Raw genomic sequence first — 17,336 nt, forward strand, 5'->3', positions numbered from 1 at the left:
TGTAAGCAGTGCCAACACCAAGGGGGATAAAGATGAGCACAGGCACTGTCACACCGATGATGGCCCAGTATCTGGAGATCAAATCGGGCTATCCCGACGCCCTGTTGTTCTACCGGATGGGCGATTTCTACGAGCTGTTTTTTGATGACGCGGTTGCAGCGGCCGAGGCATTGGACATTGCGCTGACCAAACGCGGCAAACACGACGGAGCCGACATCCCCATGTGCGGTGTCCCCGTGCATGCCGCCGAAGGCTATCTGCTGACCCTGATACGAAAGGGATTTCGCGTCGCGGTCGGGGAGCAATTGGAATCCCCTGCCGAAGCCAAGAAGCGTGGCAGTAAATCAGTCGTCAACCGCGATGTTGTCCGTCTTGTCACTCCCGGGACCTTGACCGAGGAATCCCTGCTTGAGGCACGGCGCCATAACTATCTTGCCGCATTCTCCGAGGTGCGCGACGAGCACGCGCTGGCGTGGGTCGATATTTCAACAGGCGCGTTTCATGTCATGAGCCTGCCTATCGTCCGCTTGGGCCCCGAACTGGCCCGCCTTGCACCATCCGAGCTGTTGGTGGTTGAAGGAAAAGAGACTGAACAGAGAGAATTAGAGACTGAATTCAATCTATCTTTAACCCCCCTAGCCCGTGCCAGTTTTGACAGTACCGGTGCCGAAGCACGCATTTGTGCGCTTTTCTCGGTATCCTCTCTGGACGCCTTTGGAAGCTTCACACGGGCCGAAGTGTCCGCCATGGGTGCGCTCATTGAATATCTTGATATGACGCAAAAGGGTAACCTGCCCCTTCTCCGTAAACCGATCAAAGAAACCGAAGCGCGCACCGTACAGATAGACGCTTCCACCCGCCGTAATCTGGAGCTAACCCATGCATTGAGTGGTGGGCGGTCAGGTTCATTGCTGTCCGTCATGGACCGTACGGTAACTGCCAGTGGTGCGCGTTTGTTAGAACGGCGGATTTCTAGCCCATCCAGGGTATTAGAGACCGTTAATTCGCGTTTGGACGCTGTTGATTATGCCATGGCAAATACCCGCACCACACAGGATATTCGTGATCGGCTGCGCCGTGTGCCGGATCTTGAGCGGGCATTGTCACGGCTATCGCTCGATCGCGGGGGACCGCGTGATTTGGCCGCAATCCGCAACGGCCTGTCCGAAGCCACATTTTTGAATGAAACGTTGGCATCCCTCGACCTACCCGAACTGATGCAATCCGCTGTGTCGAACCTTGCTGGTCATCACGAATTGGTCGACCTGCTGGACAATGCATTAATAGCCGAGCCACCGTTATTGATCCGCGATGGAGGGTTTATCGCTGATGGCTATCACGCGGCGCTGGATGAAGTTCGTGTACTACGCGATGAAGGGCGAAGTGTTGTCGCTGCGATGCAAACACAATTCGTCTCTGATACTGGGATTTCCGCTCTTAAAATCAAACACAACAACGTCCTCGGCTACTTCATCGAAGTGACTGCTACGCATGCCGACAAGATGCTGTCTCCGCCGATGTCGGATACATTTATCCATCGCCAGACCACTGCCAATCAGGTGCGTTTCACAACGGTCGAGCTATCAGAACTCGAAACCAAAATCCTCAATGCGGGAAATCACGTGGTCGAGCTGGAAAAGCAACTCTATTCCTCTCTTAGAAATGCGATCTTGGAAAAGGCGGGTGAGATTGGCGCTACATCTGCAGCATTGGCAGAGCTTGATCTTACCTGCGCATTGGCCGAGCTCGCACAGGCGGAAAATTGGGTCAAACCCACAGTCGACAATTCCCGCGCCTTTAACATCCAGGGCGGCCGGCATCCCGTGGTCGAGCGGGCCTTGTCCCAGCAATCGGGTACGCCCTTTGTCGCCAATGACTGCGATCTAAGTGCGGACAGCAGTGCTGCCATCTGGCTGTTAACAGGCCCTAACATGGCAGGTAAATCGACCTATCTACGCCAGAACGCATTGATCGCACTTATCGCCCAGATGGGCAGTTATGTGCCCGCAAGTTCCGCGCATATTGGATTGGTGAGCCAGCTATTCAGCCGCGTCGGTGCATCTGATGATCTCGCGCGAGGGCGTTCGACGTTTATGGTCGAGATGGTAGAAACCGCCGCGATCCTCAACCAAGCTGACGACCGTGCGCTTGTCATCCTCGACGAGATCGGACGTGGCACCGCCACTTATGACGGCCTGTCCATTGCATGGGCCACGTTGGAACATTTGCACGATGTGAACCGCGCACGAGCGCTTTTTGCCACCCATTATCACGAGATGACCGCACTGGCTGGGAAGTTGGACGGCGTGGACAACGCCACAGTGACCGTCAAAGAATGGGAAGGTGAAGTCATATTCCTGCATGAGGTTAAGAAAGGCGCAGCCGATCGTTCATACGGGGTTCAGGTGGCCCAACTTGCCGGGTTGCCCCCTGCGGTGATTTCACGTGCACGGGTTGTCCTTGAAGCTTTGGAAAAGGGTGAACGCGAAGGCGGTGCTACGCAAAAAACGCTGATCGACGATCTACCGCTATTTGCGATGACACCAACACCCCCACCGGCTCCACAGAAATCATCACCTTTGGATGATTTGATGGCTGCTATTCTTCCCGATGAGCTTACACCACGTGAAGCTTTGGACCTGATCTATAAACTAAAAGAGGCGGCCAAAGAATGACCGCCTCTTTCTAAGAACTTTCAGCCTAAGTTACGCAGGTGTCGAGGACACACCGACCTGCGCGGGGCGCAGTAAACGATCGTGCAACATGAAACCTTCCGCTGCGACCTGAATGATATCGCCCGCTTTTGTTCCGGGCACTGGTGCCTCAAACATTGCTTGATGGATTTTCGGATCAAACTTGTCACCGACTTCTGGTGTGATCGACACGATTCCATGTTTTTTGAAAACCGAAATCAGCTCGCGCATGGTCAGCTCAATGCCTTCGAGCAGCGGGCCCGAAACGGTGCGTTGCTCTTCAGTGGCCGCATCCAGCGCGCGTTTCATGTTGTCATGTACCGACAGCATGTCACGGGCCAGTTTTGAGCCACCATAGTTCTCTGCCTCACGGCGGTCTTTCTCAGAGCGTTTGCGCGCATTCTCAGCATCGGCAAGCGCGCGGGTAAAGCGGTCTTTATACTGATCGCGCTCGGCGATTACTTCTTCGAGCGCGAGTTCGCTCTCATCAATTTCTTCCATCTCATCAGCATAGGCTTCTGCTTCTGCCGCTTCTGGGTCATCTAAAAAATCGTTCGGGTCTGCCATTTTCCACCTCTAACTCCGATCGGAAACCAGCTTCCCGACCAGTTGCGCCGTGTAGTTCACAATCGGCACGATACGTCCATAGTTCAGACGCGTCGGGCCAATAACACCCACAGCGCCAATAATCTTACGATCAGAGTTCATATATGGGGAAACTACCAAAGAGGAACCCGAAAGTGAGAAAAGTTTGTTCTCGGAACCAATAAAAATGCGCACACCGTCTCCATCTTCGGCCAATTCGAGGAAATCTGCGATGTCTCGTTTACGCTCGAGGTCGTCGAACAGGCTGCGTACTTTTTCCAAATCCTGTGCTTCGCCGCTTTCGACCAGCAAATTTGACCGTCCACGTACGATAAGCCGCTCTGGTTGTCCCTCACCGGTTTCCCAAATGACCAGACCGCTTTCCACCAGTTCGGCAGCGAGTGTATCTATTTCTTGGCGGCGGCGGTTCATTTCGGATTTGATTGTGCGCTGAAGCTCGGTCAGGGTTTTACCCTCAACCAGAGAATTCAGAAAATTCGCCGCTTCGCGCATTGAGCTGGGAGTCTGGCCCGCAGGTGGCTTAAAAAGTCGGTTCTCCACATGACCGTTAGAAAAGACCAGCACAGCCAGAGCACTATCATGCGAAAGAGAGACGAATTCGATATGCTTTATCGGTGCTTCCTGTTTCGGGGCCAGCACCAGTGAAGCACCATGCGTCACACCAGAAAGTGCTGTACCCAACCGATCCAGGATACCGCCAACGTCATCGGCGTTGCGCCCCATTGTTGCATCAATCTGTGCACGGTCGCCGTCATCGGGATTACCGACTTCCAATAAACCGTCCACAAACATTCTCAAGCCCAACTGAGTAGGAATGCGTCCCGCACTCACATGTGGACTATCGAGAAGACCGAGATATTCGAGATCCTGCATCACATTGCGGATCGTGGCCGCACTGACCTGCTCGGAAAAATCACGGGTCAATGTGCGCGATCCGACAGGATCACCATTCGCCAGATAGCCTTCAACCACGCGGCGGAACACCTCACGTGAGCGTTCGTTCATTTCTTGTAAAAGGTCAGAGGTGTTTGTCATGCCATACATTAAGGGCGCGGGGGTTGCATCTGCAAGGGATCGAGCGGTATCGGTTGGGTAAATTACACAAGAGGAATATCCCATGCGTCCATCCGGCCGGAAACTTGACGAAATGCGCCCTGTATCGGTTGAGGTTGGCTTCACCAAACACGCCGAAGGCTCTGCCCTGATCAAAATGGGCGACACACATGTTTTGTGCACAGCTTCGATTGAGCCGCGCGTACCTTCGTTTATCAAGGGCTCTGGTCTGGGCTGGGTCACAGCGGAATACGGCATGTTGCCCCGCGCGACCAACACCCGCATGCGCCGCGAAGCCGCGTCAGGCAAACAGGGCGGGCGCACCGTTGAAATCCAACGCCTGATTGGCCGTTCCTTACGCGCTGGTGTTGACCGCGTGGCATTGGGCGAACGACAGATCACCATCGACTGTGACGTATTACAAGCGGACGGTGGCACACGCTGTGCTTCGATTACCGGTGGTTGGATTGCCCTCCGCTTGGCTGTGAACAAATTAATGAAAGCCGGCGATGTGATCTCGGATCCGATGGTTGACCCTGTTGCGGCCATTAGTTGCGGTATCTACGCGGGTCAACCGGTGCTTGATCTGGATTATCCAGAAGATTCCGAGGCCGGTGTCGATGGCAATTTTATCATGACCGAAAGCGGCCAGATGATCGAAACGCAGATGAGCGCCGAGGGAGCGACCTATAGCCGTGCCCAGATGAACGAATTGCTTGATCTGGCCGAGAAAGGTATCGCGGAGCTGACCGCGATCCAGAAAGCTGCTTGCGCATGAGCAGAAAATTCCAAGGGGACCGCATTCTGATCGCGACCCATAACGCCGGCAAGCTTGAGGAAATGACAGAGCTCTTTGCTCCCCTCGGGGTCAGTGTTGTCGGTGCGGCCGAGATGAAATTGGACGAGCCGGAAGAGACCGAAAACACCTTTGTCGGCAATGCGAGGATCAAAGCACATGCAGCAGTAAGGGCCACCGGTTTACCGGCCCTTGCGGATGACAGCGGTATTCAGGTGGCCGCGCTGGATAACGCGCCGGGCGTTTATACTGCAGATTGGGCTGAAACGCCGAACGGTCGCGACTTCATCATGGCCATGCGCAAAACACACGATCTTCTTGAACAAGCCAACGCGCCCCACCCTCGCGCCGCACGGTTCTGTACAACGCTCGTACTTGCATGGCCCGATGGCCACGATGAGGTTGTCGAAGGTTTTGTTGACGGGACATTTGTCTGGCCGATGCGTGGCGAAGCGGGCCATGGGTATGATCCGATTTTCCAACCGAACGGCCACACGCGGACCTTTGCTGAGATGTCCCATGACGAAAAGAACAGCATGAGCCATCGCGCTGATGCGTTCAAAAAGCTGTTGGCGCGTTGCTTTGACTGAAGACTGGCAGCAGGGCGGCTTTGCGATTTACATCCACTGGCCGTTCTGCGAGGCCAAATGCCCCTATTGCGATTTCAACAGCCATGTTTCGCGCAACATTGATCAATCCGCATGGAAAGCCGCCTATCTTTCCGAACTTGACCGCTATGCCATCGAGACGCCAAACCGCACAGTGACATCCGTTTTTTTTGGTGGCGGCACGCCTAGCCTGATGGACCCTGATACGGTTGCCGAAGTCATCGCCAAGATAAGGACTCTGTGGCCCGTTGCAAATGATCTAGAAATCACACTGGAAGCTAACCCCGGATCAGTCGAAGCATCGCGGTTCAAGGCCTATCGGGACGGTGGGGTGTCGCGGGTATCTATGGGCATTCAGGCCTTGAACGATACAGACCTACGGCACCTTGGGCGTATTCACACTGTCTCTGAAGCGCTTGCTGCTTTTGATACTGCGCGAAATACTTTTGAACGGGTTAGTTTTGATTTGATGTATGCCCGTCAAAATCAAACCCTAGATCAGTGGGAAGCAGAGCTAAAGCAGGCTCTATCCCTTAGCATAGACCATCTTTCCCTATACCAGTTGACCATCGAGGAAGGCACCGCCTTTGGTGATCGCTATGCAGTTGGGAAGCTGCGCGGACTTCCCGATGAAAACCTCGGTGCCGATATGTTTGATTTGACACAGGATATTTGTGCCGCTGCGGGAATGCCTGCTTATGAGGTATCAAATCACGCTAGCGATAGCGCGCAATCGCGACATAATCTGATTTATTGGCGCTATGGGGATTATTTAGGGATCGGCCCGGGTGCCCATGGACGGCTGACCAAAGACGGGCAACGCCATGCAACCGTTTGCTATAGCAATCCGAAACGCTGGTTAGACGCCGTTGATGCGAAAAATCCTGAGCAAAGCCGGGATTTATTGACCCGTGAAGACGAAGCTACTGAGTTTCTCCTCATGGGTTTGCGGTTGAGGGAAGGTATCGACCTTGACCGCTATGCAATGCTTGCACAACAGCCGCTTGATCCTGGGGCTGTTGTGCATCTATCAGAGCTCGGGATGGTGCGAACCCAAGATCGTCGTTTAATTGTTACAGATCAAGGGTTTAAGGTCCTAAACTCTGTAATCGGAGAGCTTTTGAACGCCTAAATGTTGCTCAACAAACGGCAAAGTTCATCTAGCTGGTCTAGGGATGTGTATTTGATCGACATCTGCCCTGTTTCCTGACCGGGTTTATGAGAAAGCTGTACCCGCATCCCAAGGTTAGCCGAAAGATCACCTTCCAACGCTATCGTATCAGCGTCCTTTTCCTCACTCCCTGTGTCCCGCTTAGCTTTTGGCGCAGCATCTCCAGATAGCTGCCGCTTTACCAAAGCTTCTGTAGCACGAACTGAAAGCCCGCCCTTAATAACCTGCTGTGCCAATTTCAGCGGATCTTGAGCTGGTACAAGTGCGCGTGCGTGTCCCGCACTCAATTGGCCATCTCTCAACAGTTCTTGAACAGGTGCTGGCAAATTCAACAAACGCAAAAGGTTGGCGATATGGCTGCGGCTTTTACCAAGAGCCTCTGCCATCTTTTCCTGAGTATGACCGAAACGATCCATCAGCTGGCGGTAACCGGCAGCTTCCTCTGCCGCGTTAAGGTCGGCGCGTTGAATATTTTCAATGATCGCAACTTCTAGAACTTCGATATCAGTAAAGTCTCGTACAATTACTGGAAGTTCATGCAATTTTGCCGCCTGGGCGGCACGCCAACGGCGCTCCCCTGCAACAATCTCATACTCTCCATTTTCGCGTGCGCGTACGATAAGGGGCTGTAGCACCCCTTTTTCCTTGATAGATGCAGTTAAATCATCCAAGTCGCTTTGCACAAATTGCTTACGTGGCTGATCGGGATTTGGAGATATCCTTTCGATCGGCACAAATTGATCTGCAGCTGCCGGACCTTTCGCGGCAACTGTTTCTGTTTCATTTACATCTGCCATCAACGCTGACAATCCACGACCAAGACCCCTTTTTCGTTCATTTTTGTTAGACATGCTGCACCTCTTTTATTGCGGGCTGGTTGTTAAGGATTATCTCATCTGCCAAATCCCGATACGCCTGAGCACCCTTAGATAGAGTATCATATGCAAGCACAGGCATCGCAAAACTAGGTGCCTCGCTTACTCGGACGTTGCGAGGGATCATCGTTTTAAAAACAAGATCGCCCAGGTTATCTCGCGCATCCTGTTCGACCTGCTGAGACAGGTTGTTCCGACGATCATACATCGTCAAAAGAACTCCTTCGATCCGCAGATCCTTGTTTCCAGTTTGCCGGACTTCTCGAATAGTTAGCATCAATTGCGATAACCCTTCCAGCGCGAAAAATTCGCTTTGAAGTGGTACCAGAACAGAATGTGCGCCGATCATCGCATTGACCGTCAACAGATTGAGCGACGGCGGGCAATCAATAAGAATATAGGTAAATCCAAACACATCCATCTGCGTCTGGCGCAGAGCATCGTGCAAAAGAAAACTACGTTTTTCGTTTGTGAGAAGCTCAAGATCAGCTGAACTAAGATCCACCGTTGCAGGTACGATAAATAGATTTTCAGTGCTGGTTTTTAGTATCACATCTTCCAGATCAACATCTTCAAGCAAAAGCTCATAGGTCGTAAACTCGCGTTCGTCCAAAGCGATCCCAAGCCCTGTTGATGCGTTCCCTTGGGGGTCAAGATCGATAACCAGTACCCGCTCTCCCTTTTCGGCAAGCGCAGCGGCAAGGTTGATTGTGGTGGTCGTCTTTCCAACACCCCCCTTTTGGTTTGCAACTGCAATGATTTTAGGACCGCTTGGCCGAGAAAGATCAGACACGTGATATCTCCGTAATCTTAAGAATAGTTGCCTCGGGATTGGTTTCGCTTGCGATCACGTCAAGCTGATATGTCCAGTTTCTTTGCGCCGCTTCATGTTCTTTCTGCCATGTTGCACCCTTCGGGAAAAGTGCGATTCCTCCGGGTTTCAGGTGTCGTTCAGCATGATGTAAAAGGCCATCGAGGTCATCCAATGCACGCGCAGATAGCACCGAAGCACCAGCCGGATTCAATAGCTCAACCCTTTCAGAGAAAACATCAACGTTTAACTCGAGCTCTCGCGAAGCTGTTCTAAGGAAAGCACATTTACGTTGGTCGCTGTCTACAAGGGAAAAATTTCGCTCTGATTGACATGATTTAGCCATAATTGCAGCGACAATGCCCGGAAATCCACCGCCACTACCTATATCCATCCATGCCCCTTCCGCTGGGGCAAGACTATAGATTTTCAATGAATCAAGAATATGACGTTCCCAGACTTGATCAATATCTCCCCGAGACACCAGATTTATCTTCTTCGTCCATTTTTGTACTAATGCTTCAAATTGGCGAAGTCGTTCAATTGTTTCACGTGAAACATTTTCTAGAACACTATCGACCATTATGCAGACTTCTTTGGATGGCCGCGGCGTATCAATGCCAACAATAATGTAAGCGCTGCTGGAGTCATACCATCAATCCGCGAAGCTTGGGCAAGATTTTCCGGTCTTGCAGATTCCAATTTGGACTTCAGTTCATTTGAAAGCCCATCAACTGCCGAATAATCAAAAGATTTCGGGATAACCTCACCCTCGTCCTTTTTCAATAACGCCACATCAGCCGCTTGGCGTGCGATATAGTTTGCATATAAAGCATCTTTAGATATCTGATCAGAAATATCGGACTCGACTGCCGCCAGTTCGGGCTTCAATGACTTCAAACTATCAAAATTGACATTTTGAAACGACAATAATTGAAAACCGGACCGCCGTTGACCATCTTGGCTAACGGAAATGCCCGCTTCGTTTGCCTCCTTGGGCGTATACGTGTCTGCTTCAAGCATTTTTCGACACTGATCCAGCTTCTCCATCTTCTCAATGAAAAGCTTCTTTCTTTGATCCGATACACAACCAAGCGCAATACCCTGCCCTGTCAACCGCTGATCGGCATTATCTGCTCGTAACGACAACCGGAATTCTGCTCGTGAAGTGAACATCCGATAAGGTTCAGTTACTCCTCGCGTCGTCAGGTCATCAATCATAACGCCGATATAGCTATTTGTGCGGCTAAAGACGGCTGGATCCTTATCAAAGACAGACAGCGCGGCATTCAAACCGGCGACAAGCCCTTGCGCCGCGGCTTCTTCGTAGCCCGTTGTACCGTTGATTTGACCCGCCAGATATAGACCTGAAACGGCCTTAAGCTCCAATGTCTGTTTCAGCGCGCGCGGATCAATGTAATCATATTCAATCGCATAACCGGGTTGAAGTATTTGAACATTCTCTAATCCCACAATCGAACGCACATAGTCTTCTTGTACAGAAACTGGCAATGAGGTCGAAATACCGTTCGGATAGACTGTAGGATCATCAAGGCCTTCTGGTTCAAGAAAGACTTGATGCGAGGTCTTATCAGCAAAGCGGACAATCTTATCTTCGATCGAAGGGCAATAGCGTGGGCCGACACCGTCAATGTGCCCGCCATACATCGCCGAATGTTCCAAGTTATTTCGAATGATGTCGTGTGTTTTTTCATTAGTGTGCGTGATACCGCAGGAGATCTGATCAGCAGGAGCGCTTTTTGACATAAATGAAAACAGCGCTGGATCATCGTCTCCAGCTTGCATTTCCAGATCGTCCCAACGAATTGTCCGACCATCTAAACGCGGAGGAGTACCTGTCTTCAATCGACCGAGTTTTAATCCAAAGCCATCAATTCGTTCAGCAAGAAGACGGGACGGATTATCCCCCATCCGTCCGCCAGGCTTCTGCTCATTACCAATATGGATAACGCCGCGCAAAAACGTACCCGTAGTCAGAACAATAGCCCCAGACGATAGAATAGTTTCATCAGCCAGCTTCACCCCAGTGACTCGGTCACCATCCATGATAAAATCAATCGCTTCCCCTTCGACAATTTCAATCATCGGGTGAGCTTCGATTTCCGCCAGCATTCTGGTGCGGTAGATCTTTCTATCAGCCTGTGCTCTCGGCCCCTGTACTGCTGGGCCCTTCCGCCGATTTAGGAGGCGGAATTGAATACCGGCAGCATCTGCCACGCGGCCCATCACGCCATCCAACGCGTCAATTTCCCGTACTAGATGACCTTTCCCCAGCCCACCGATTGCAGGGTTGCACGACATCACACCAATTGTCGCCTTGGACATGGTTAAAAGCGCGGTCTGTGCACCCATACGAGCGGCAGCATGAGCAGCATCAGCCCCAGCATGTCCACCTCCGATCACAATGACATCAAAATGTTTCACGTGAAACAATCCTCACTTTCCAAGACAGAAGCTTGCGAATATCTCATCTAGCAGATTTTCTGCATCAATGCGACCTACCAATACCTCAAACGCGTGCACTGCCATGCGTAATTCCGCCGATACCAGGTCATAACAGTCAGGTCCGGCAACGAGTAGATTCAGAGCTTCAACGATACCTTCTCGTGCACGCGTCATGGCTACTGCATGGCGCGCATGTGTGGCCAGCCCAGCACCTGCAGCACGGAGAGATAATTCGCTTTCCAACCTCTCGAGGAGTTTTTCTACTCCCTCACCGGTAAAACCGGAAATCCCACCGGCAGTATTATCTTTTAGATCAGCCTTAGCCAACAATACCACATCAGAAGCCGAAGGCTCCATCGGAGGTTCATCCCCTTCTTCAAGCAGGAAGATGCACATATCGGCATCCGCTGCTCTACGCACAGCGAGTTCAATCCCCAAAGTTTCAATCTCATCCGTGCTCTCGCGAATACCAGCTGTGTCGAGCAATGTCACCGGCAGCCCACCCAGATCCATGCGAACTTCGATTACATCACGTGTCGTCCCAGCGATATTTGATGTAATCGCGGCCTCGCGACCTGCAAGACGATTCAGGAGCGTGGATTTTCCAACATTCGGGGCACCGACAATCGCGACTTCAAATCCTGTGCGTATGCGTTCGGCGACCTGGGTGCCTGAAATTTCGATATCAAGGGTCGAGACCACCGCATTCAACAAATCGCGTACTTCGTCTGTTACATCGACGGGAACATCTTCATCTGCAAAGTCGATTGTGGCTTCAAGGAGCGCCGCCGCACGGATCAATGCCTTGCGCCAATCTTCGACCTTCTGCCCTAGATTACCTGACAGGACACGCAATGCTTGCTTACGCTGCGCTTCTGTTTCAGCCTCAATAAGATCAGCAAGACCTTCTACTTGGACCAAATCCAGTTGGCCGTTTTCCAAGGCGCGGCGCGTAAATTCTCCCGGATGAGCGAGGCGCACACCATCGAATTCACCCAACTCAGTCAATACCCGCTTGGTGATCGCGATACTGCCATGCAGATGAAACTCTACAACATCTTCACCTGTAAAGCTTTGTGGAGCTGTAAAGCTCAAAACAAGCGACTGATCAATAAAGCTCCCGTCACGGCCTTTGATCATCCGCAACGCCGATGCGCGCGGATCCGGTAATGGGCCAGCCATCAAGGTGCCGATAGAGTGCGCCTGTGGCCCAGAAATCCGGATAACACAGACCCCTGCCCGACCCACTGCAGTTGCTTGGGCAAAAATGGTATCCATAGACCTAAGCCTTTGAATTTGTGTATATTTCTAGGTATTCATCGAGTCGAAGAAGTCAGAATTCGTCTTGGTCTGCTTCAATTTGGAAATCAGGAACTCAATCGCATCTGTTGTCCCCATCGGGTTCAGGATACGGCGCAGAACAAAGGTTTTCTGAAGATCGACTTTATCAACCAACAGATCCTCCTTACGCGTTCCGGACTTGAGAATATCAATCGCAGGGAAGACACGTTTATCCGCAATCTTGCGGTCCAGTACGATCTCGGAGTTGCCTGTGCCTTTAAATTCTTCAAAGATCACTTCGTCCATCCGGCTACCTGTATCAATCAGCGCCGTCGCGATAATCGTGAGCGATCCACCCTCTTCAATGTTCCGCGCCGCACCAAAGAAACGCTTGGGACGTTGCAACGCATTCGCATCAACACCGCCTGTCAAAACCTTACCCGATGACGGCACAACCGTGTTGAACGCACGGCCCAGACGCGTCACGGAATCGAGCAGGATGACGACATCCCGCTTATGTTCGACCAGACGCTTGGCCTTTTCGATTACCATCTCTGACACCGCAACGTGCCGCGTAGCCGGCTCATCAAAGGTCGAGGAAACAACCTCCCCTTTGACCGAACGCTGCATGTCGGTGACCTCTTCAGGCCGCTCATCAATGAGCAAGACTATCAGATAGCATTCCGGGTGGTTTTTCTCGATCGAATTGGCAATATTTTGCAAAAGCACGGTTTTACCCGTCCGCGGAGGTGCCACGATCAATGATCGTTGTCCTTTCCCGATAGGCGCAACCAGATCAATAATCCGCGCAGAGCGGTCTTTGACCGTTGGATCGTCTACCTCCATATTCAGGCGTTCATCCGGATAAAGCGGCGTTAGGTTCTCGAATGCTACCTTGTGGCGCGCTTTTTCAGGTTCTTCAAAATTGATTTGCGTCACTTGCGTAAGGGCAAAATAGCGCTCGGTATCGTCCGGTGCCTTGATGACGCCTTCAATGGTATCACCAGTCCGCAAAGAATGCTGGCGGATCATATCGGGCGAAACATAAATATCGTCAGGACCAGGCAGATAGTTCGCTTCAGGCGAACGCAAGAAGCCAAAGCCGTCCTGCAATACCTCAAGCACGCCGTCACCCGAGATTTCCCAACCCTCATCTGCACGTTCGCGCAGAATCTGGAACATCATCTCACCCTTGCGCATCGTCGAGGCGTTTTCGATCTCCAGCTCTTCGGCCATGGCCAATAGGCTTTTGGGAGATTTCGCCTTGAGATCGGCTAGGTTAAGTGTTTCGAGAGTCATGCAAATATCCTTGAGCCTGCGCATCAGGCACAAGCAGATCGTTCAGAAAATATATCGGGTTACGCAATCCCCGGACGGGGTGCTTAGAATGCTTTACGGCACGCCACCCATTCTGTCAATCTTGGGCGCCTTCAGAACTTAACCGTTACCGAGAAAACTATAAGGATCATCAGCAATGTCGGCGCCTCGTTCATGAGGCGGTACTGCTTTCCTGTTACCGTGTTTTCACCGCGTTGAAAGCCTTTCATGCGGCGCATAAGCCAAACGTGGAACGCTGTCATGGCCAACACGCCTGCCATCTTTGTCCAAGGCCAGATATCGCCCCAGTACACAATGCCAGGCGTTGCTACGAGCAAAATACCAAATACCCATGTCGCCATCATCGCAGGGCTCATGATCACTTTGGCCAGCTTGAATTCCATCATTGCAAATAAATCATGGGTTTCACCAGACAGGCCGACACGCTCGGTATGGTGAACCATCAAGCGGGGCAGATAGAACAACGCAGCCATCCAAGAAATCACTGACATGATATGGAGGCCTTTGATCCAAGGATAGGCCAAACTCAGGATATCGCTCATTGTGTTTCCTTCAGTGCTGGCCTTCTCTTTATAATAATAAAGATAGAAAGAAAGATTGTTGATTTAAGTAGGTAGGCCAAAATCTGTGGATAAAATAGTTACCCCCAGATGAATGTCCGACGACCGACCCTTTGGCACTGGCTGTTGATAACATTTGAATTATAGATATTTTCACATTTAAACAAATACTTATGTTACAGATGATCTTGGACGCATGTGGAAAAACCATCGTATATCTTTGAATGGTAAGAAGTTATCAAACGGTTAAATTATCCTTTCCCACGGTGGGTGAATAACATGTTAACTGGGCGAGATAGGTCGCTTATCCCCCTCTTGAACCCGAGCCGTGAATTGTCGACAAGTTCTCACTATTCCTATGCATGAGTTATCCACATGACTGTCCCCATCATACTTGCCTCTGGTTCCGCGATCCGACACCAAATGCTGCGCAATGCGGTCGTTGAACATACTGTTCAGGTCGCCCGAGTAGACGAGGAGATGATCAAACAAGCTCTTGTTGCTGAGGGTGCCCCACCCCGTGACATTGCCGATGCCCTTGCAGAAATGAAAGCGGCAAAAATCAGCGAAAAGAACATGGGTGCTTTGGTGATTGGTTGTGATCAGGTTCTTGAACACGCAGGGACCCTTCTCAGCAAACCGTCATGCCCCGATACTGCCTTTGAGCAGCTCACCAACCTAAGAGGGGACCGGCACACCCTTTTGTCCGCCGCAGTCCTGTATGAGGATGGCAAACCTGTTTGGCGCCATGTGGGGCAGGTTCGTTTACGGATGCGTGACGTGAGCGACGCGTATCTCCGCGACTATATTGAACGTAATTGGGACAGCATCCAACACGCCGTTGGCGGCTATAAACTTGAAGAAGAAGGCGTGCGCCTGTTCTCGCGCATCGACGGAGATTACTTTAACGTGCTCGGCATGCCTTTACTGGAAATTCTCAACTACCTAACCCTGCGTGGAGATATCGCCCAATGACCGACCTTCCCCGTATTCCTTTGGCCGGTGTGATCGGCTCGCCCATCGCGCATTCCAAATCGCCACAAATTCACCGCCATTGGCTTAAAACATATGGCATTGCAGGTCATTACATCCCCATGGATGTACATCCCGATGACCTTGAAACCGTGTTGCGGACGTTGCCCAAGGCGGGGTTTGTCGGGGTGAATGTCACATTGCCGCATAAGGAAAAAGTGCTCGAAATCGCCGATCTGGTGACTGATCGTGCGACGTTGATCGGTGCGGCCAATACGTTGATTTTCCGTAAGGATGGAAAAATTCATGCGGATAATACAGATGGGTACGGATTCATTGAAAACCTCAAGGCAGGCGCACCCCATTGGGATCCCCGCGCTGGCGCGGCTGCGGTTCTGGGTGCCGGTGGCTCAGCGCGTGCAGTTATTTCGTCATTGATTGATGCAGGAGTGCCTGAAATCAGGCTCTCCAACCGTACTCGTATCCGGGCGGATCAACTTCGGGACGAATTTGGCAACCGGATACGTGTTTATGACTGGGTACAGGCCGGCAACATGCTGGATGATGCTGCACTTGTTGTGAACACAACATCGCTGGGAATGATGGGCAAGAAGGAGCTTCGCGTCCCGCTGGACGGCTTGCGTGCCCCTACGGTGGTGACTGATTTGGTCTATGCGCCACTCAAGACCAATCTTCTGGCCACAGCAGAGCAATACGGCTGCACAATAGTGGATGGTCTGGGGATGCTCTTGCATCAGGCTGTTCCGGGGTTTGAGCGCTGGTTCGGACAGCGACCCGATGTGGACCGCGCGACGCGCGCTGCGGCTTTGCGCTGATGTTTCTGCTGGGGCTGACCGGCTCGATCGGGATGGGTAAGTCTACAACGGCAAAGATGTTCGCCGCGCATGGCTGTGCCATCTGGGACGCGGATGCTGCCGTGCACCGTCTCTACAGCGTTGGTGGAGCCGCGGTTGAACTTATTTCACACCTGTTTCCGCAGGCGGTCAGCAACGGCGCCATTTCCCGTAGTGCTTTGAAAAATATCATCACGGCGGATGCCGGTGCGCTTGAACAGATTGAAGCCATCGTACATCCGTTGGTGGCCAAGGACCGCGCTGACTTTCTTGCCCGGTCGGATGCCGACATTGTTGTGCTCGATATCCCGTTGTTGTTCGAGACAGGTGCCAACACGGAAATGGACGCGACCGCTTGTGTGCTGACCGATGATGCGACCCAAGAGGCCCGTGTGATGGCGCGTGGCAGCATGACGCGGGATCAATTCCTCGGGATCAAAGCTAAACAGATGCCTGCTGCGGAAAAATGCGCCCGTGCCACTTATGTGATCGGTACAGATACCCTTGAACAGGCGGCGGCACAGGTGCAAAACATCGTCGAAACCATTCGGAGCCAGCCAGATGCGTGAAATCGTTCTAGACACTGAAACCACCGGTTTTGACCCGCAATCAGGCGACCGGATTGTGGAAATCGGCGCCGTAGAGCTGATCGGTCACATGGCCACAGGCAAGACGTTTCACGAATATATCAATCCCGAACGCAGCATGCCTGACGAGGCGTTTCAGGTGCACGGATTGGGAGATGATTTCCTGCGTGACAAACCTAAGTTTGCTGCTGTTGGACAGGCGTTTCTTGATTTTGTCGGTGACAGTAAAATGATCATCCACAACGCCGCCTTTGATATGAAATTCCTGAACTTCGAGCTGGGCAAGATGGGATTGCGGACGCTCCCGTGGGAGCAGGCCTTGGACACCCTTGCCATCGCACGCAAAAAATTCCCGGGCTCGCCGTCATCGCTGGATGCGCTGTGCCGACGGTTTGGTATCGATAACACATCGCGCACGCTGCACGGCGCGTTGTTGGATAGTGAAATTCTGGCCGAAGTCTATCTGGAGCTGATTGGCGGCAAGCAGCCCGATTTCGGTCTGTCCAATCAGCCGACACCAAAACAAGGCGAGACACAGACAGAATGGACGCCGCGCCCACGTCCGGTGCCCCTGCCATCACGGCTCACCGAAAAAGAAAGCGCCGCCCACGCTGAATTCGTCAGCAAGTTGGGCGGCGATGCACTGTGGCTAAAATCCTAAGCGC

At 52.1% G+C, this 17,336-nt stretch carries 17 protein-coding genes; 8 read left to right on the forward strand and 9 right to left on the reverse strand.

The window, feature by feature from the left end; translation table 11 throughout:
* Positions 1 to 32 precede the first annotated feature (32 nt).
* Positions 33 to 2,675, forward strand: a complete 2,643-nt coding sequence (mutS, locus tag ABJM03_RS15840) for a DNA mismatch repair protein MutS (RefSeq protein WP_348418813.1) — start codon at positions 33 to 35, stop codon at positions 2,673 to 2,675.
* A 30-nt stretch (positions 2,676 to 2,705) separates the two neighbouring features.
* On the opposite strand, the gene ABJM03_RS15845 is transcribed toward mutS, so the two are convergent.
* Positions 2,706 to 3,260, reverse strand: coding sequence for a nucleotide exchange factor GrpE (locus ABJM03_RS15845; protein ID WP_348418814.1), 555 nt, complete (start codon positions 3,258 to 3,260; stop codon positions 2,706 to 2,708).
* Between the two features lie 9 nt (positions 3,261 to 3,269).
* Positions 3,270 to 4,334, reverse strand: a complete 1,065-nt coding sequence (hrcA, locus tag ABJM03_RS15850) for a heat-inducible transcriptional repressor HrcA (RefSeq protein ID WP_348418815.1) — start codon at positions 4,332 to 4,334, stop codon at positions 3,270 to 3,272.
* Positions 4,335 to 4,416: 82 nt separating this feature from the next.
* On the opposite strand from hrcA, the gene rph reads away from it, so the two are divergent.
* Genes rph through hemW form a run of 3 tightly spaced genes read left to right on the forward strand, consistent with a single transcriptional unit; the run spans position 4,417 to position 6,888 of the window.
* Entirely contained in the window at positions 4,417 to 5,130 is a 714-nt protein-coding gene (rph, locus tag ABJM03_RS15855; protein ID WP_348418816.1) for a ribonuclease PH, read from the forward strand.
* Positions 5,127 to 5,738 (forward strand): RdgB/HAM1 family non-canonical purine NTP pyrophosphatase, encoded by a 612-nt coding sequence (gene rdgB, locus ABJM03_RS15860; protein WP_348418817.1) that lies wholly within the window; start codon positions 5,127 to 5,129, stop codon positions 5,736 to 5,738. Before rph ends, rdgB begins: the two co-directional genes overlap by 4 nt.
* Positions 5,731 to 6,888: a radical SAM family heme chaperone HemW gene (hemW, locus tag ABJM03_RS15865; protein ID WP_348418818.1), complete on the forward strand. Its 1,158-nt coding sequence runs from the start codon at positions 5,731 to 5,733 to the stop codon at positions 6,886 to 6,888. The genes rdgB and hemW overlap by 8 nt, the downstream gene beginning before the upstream one ends.
* Here the strand turns inward: hemW and ABJM03_RS15870 are convergent.
* The 7 genes from ABJM03_RS15870 to ABJM03_RS15900 all read right to left on the reverse strand — a co-directional run bounded on the left by ABJM03_RS15870 (position 6,885) and on the right by ABJM03_RS15900 (position 14,240).
* Positions 6,885 to 7,778, reverse strand: a complete 894-nt coding sequence (locus ABJM03_RS15870; protein ID WP_348418819.1) for a ParB/RepB/Spo0J family partition protein — start codon at positions 7,776 to 7,778, stop codon at positions 6,885 to 6,887. The two genes, hemW and ABJM03_RS15870, sit on opposite strands and share 4 nt — an antisense overlap.
* Positions 7,771 to 8,595, reverse strand: a complete 825-nt coding sequence (locus ABJM03_RS15875; RefSeq protein WP_348418820.1) for an AAA family ATPase — start codon at positions 8,593 to 8,595, stop codon at positions 7,771 to 7,773. The genes ABJM03_RS15870 and ABJM03_RS15875 overlap by 8 nt, the downstream gene beginning before the upstream one ends.
* Positions 8,588 to 9,196 carry a 16S rRNA (guanine(527)-N(7))-methyltransferase RsmG gene (gene rsmG, locus ABJM03_RS15880; RefSeq protein WP_348418821.1) on the reverse strand — a complete coding sequence of 203 codons (609 nt, stop codon included), beginning with the start codon at positions 9,194 to 9,196 and terminating at the stop codon, positions 8,588 to 8,590. The genes ABJM03_RS15875 and rsmG overlap by 8 nt, the downstream gene beginning before the upstream one ends.
* Positions 9,196 to 11,058: a tRNA uridine-5-carboxymethylaminomethyl(34) synthesis enzyme MnmG gene (gene mnmG, locus ABJM03_RS15885; protein WP_348418822.1), complete on the reverse strand. Its 1,863-nt coding sequence runs from the start codon at positions 11,056 to 11,058 to the stop codon at positions 9,196 to 9,198. The genes rsmG and mnmG overlap by 1 nt, the downstream gene beginning before the upstream one ends.
* A 12-nt stretch (positions 11,059 to 11,070) precedes the next feature.
* Complete coding sequence (gene mnmE, locus ABJM03_RS15890; protein WP_348418823.1) at positions 11,071 to 12,357, reverse strand: tRNA uridine-5-carboxymethylaminomethyl(34) synthesis GTPase MnmE; 1,287 nt, start codon at positions 12,355 to 12,357, stop codon at positions 11,071 to 11,073.
* 30 nt (positions 12,358 to 12,387) lie between these two features.
* On the reverse strand, positions 12,388 to 13,659 hold the full coding sequence (rho, locus tag ABJM03_RS15895; protein ID WP_348418824.1) for a transcription termination factor Rho: 1,272 nt from the start codon (positions 13,657 to 13,659) through the stop codon (positions 12,388 to 12,390).
* Between the two features lie 131 nt (positions 13,660 to 13,790).
* Positions 13,791 to 14,240: a CopD family protein gene (locus ABJM03_RS15900; protein WP_348418825.1), complete on the reverse strand. Its 450-nt coding sequence runs from the start codon at positions 14,238 to 14,240 to the stop codon at positions 13,791 to 13,793.
* A gap of 393 nt (positions 14,241 to 14,633) precedes the next feature.
* Between ABJM03_RS15900 and ABJM03_RS15905 the strand changes: the two genes are divergently transcribed.
* Genes ABJM03_RS15905 through dnaQ form a run of 4 tightly spaced genes read left to right on the forward strand, consistent with a single transcriptional unit; the run spans position 14,634 to position 17,332 of the window.
* Positions 14,634 to 15,233, forward strand: coding sequence for a Maf family protein (locus tag ABJM03_RS15905; RefSeq protein ID WP_348418826.1), 600 nt, complete (start codon positions 14,634 to 14,636; stop codon positions 15,231 to 15,233).
* Complete coding sequence (locus ABJM03_RS15910; RefSeq protein ID WP_348418827.1) at positions 15,230 to 16,066, forward strand: shikimate dehydrogenase; 837 nt, start codon at positions 15,230 to 15,232, stop codon at positions 16,064 to 16,066. Before ABJM03_RS15905 ends, ABJM03_RS15910 begins: the two co-directional genes overlap by 4 nt.
* Positions 16,066 to 16,653 carry a dephospho-CoA kinase gene (coaE, locus tag ABJM03_RS15915; RefSeq protein ID WP_348418828.1) on the forward strand — a complete coding sequence of 196 codons (588 nt, stop codon included), beginning with the start codon at positions 16,066 to 16,068 and terminating at the stop codon, positions 16,651 to 16,653. Before ABJM03_RS15910 ends, coaE begins: the two co-directional genes overlap by 1 nt.
* Positions 16,646 to 17,332, forward strand: coding sequence for a DNA polymerase III subunit epsilon (gene dnaQ, locus ABJM03_RS15920; protein ID WP_348418829.1), 687 nt, complete (start codon positions 16,646 to 16,648; stop codon positions 17,330 to 17,332). The genes coaE and dnaQ overlap by 8 nt, the downstream gene beginning before the upstream one ends.
* Positions 17,333 to 17,336 lie beyond the last annotated feature (4 nt).

Origin of the sequence: Sulfitobacter sp. (assembly GCF_039977885.1) — a bacterium.
Lineage (GTDB): Bacteria > Pseudomonadota > Alphaproteobacteria > Rhodobacterales > Rhodobacteraceae > Sulfitobacter.

Bases quoted from the DNA above. Each gene is read 5' to 3' on its own strand.
- mutS (WP_348418813.1), top strand. From the start codon at position 33: ATGAGCACAGGCACTGTCACACCGATGATGGCCCAGTATCTGGAGATC.
- ABJM03_RS15845 (WP_348418814.1), bottom strand. From the start codon at position 3,260: ATGGCAGACCCGAACGATTTTTTAGATGACCCAGAAGCGGCAGAAGCA.
- hrcA (WP_348418815.1), bottom strand. From the start codon at position 4,334: ATGACAAACACCTCTGACCTTTTACAAGAAATGAACGAACGCTCACGT.
- rph (WP_348418816.1), top strand. From the start codon at position 4,417: ATGCGTCCATCCGGCCGGAAACTTGACGAAATGCGCCCTGTATCGGTT.
- rdgB (WP_348418817.1), top strand. From the start codon at position 5,127: ATGAGCAGAAAATTCCAAGGGGACCGCATTCTGATCGCGACCCATAAC.
- ABJM03_RS15870 (WP_348418819.1), bottom strand. From the start codon at position 7,778: ATGTCTAACAAAAATGAACGAAAAAGGGGTCTTGGTCGTGGATTGTCA.
- rsmG (WP_348418821.1), bottom strand. From the start codon at position 9,196: ATGGTCGATAGTGTTCTAGAAAATGTTTCACGTGAAACAATTGAACGA.
- mnmE (WP_348418823.1), bottom strand. From the start codon at position 12,357: ATGGATACCATTTTTGCCCAAGCAACTGCAGTGGGTCGGGCAGGGGTC.
- rho (WP_348418824.1), bottom strand. From the start codon at position 13,659: ATGACTCTCGAAACACTTAACCTAGCCGATCTCAAGGCGAAATCTCCC.
- ABJM03_RS15900 (WP_348418825.1), bottom strand. From the start codon at position 14,240: ATGAGCGATATCCTGAGTTTGGCCTATCCTTGGATCAAAGGCCTCCAT.
- ABJM03_RS15905 (WP_348418826.1), top strand. From the start codon at position 14,634: ATGACTGTCCCCATCATACTTGCCTCTGGTTCCGCGATCCGACACCAA.
- ABJM03_RS15910 (WP_348418827.1), top strand. From the start codon at position 15,230: ATGACCGACCTTCCCCGTATTCCTTTGGCCGGTGTGATCGGCTCGCCC.
- coaE (WP_348418828.1), top strand. From the start codon at position 16,066: ATGTTTCTGCTGGGGCTGACCGGCTCGATCGGGATGGGTAAGTCTACA.
- dnaQ (WP_348418829.1), top strand. From the start codon at position 16,646: ATGCGTGAAATCGTTCTAGACACTGAAACCACCGGTTTTGACCCGCAA.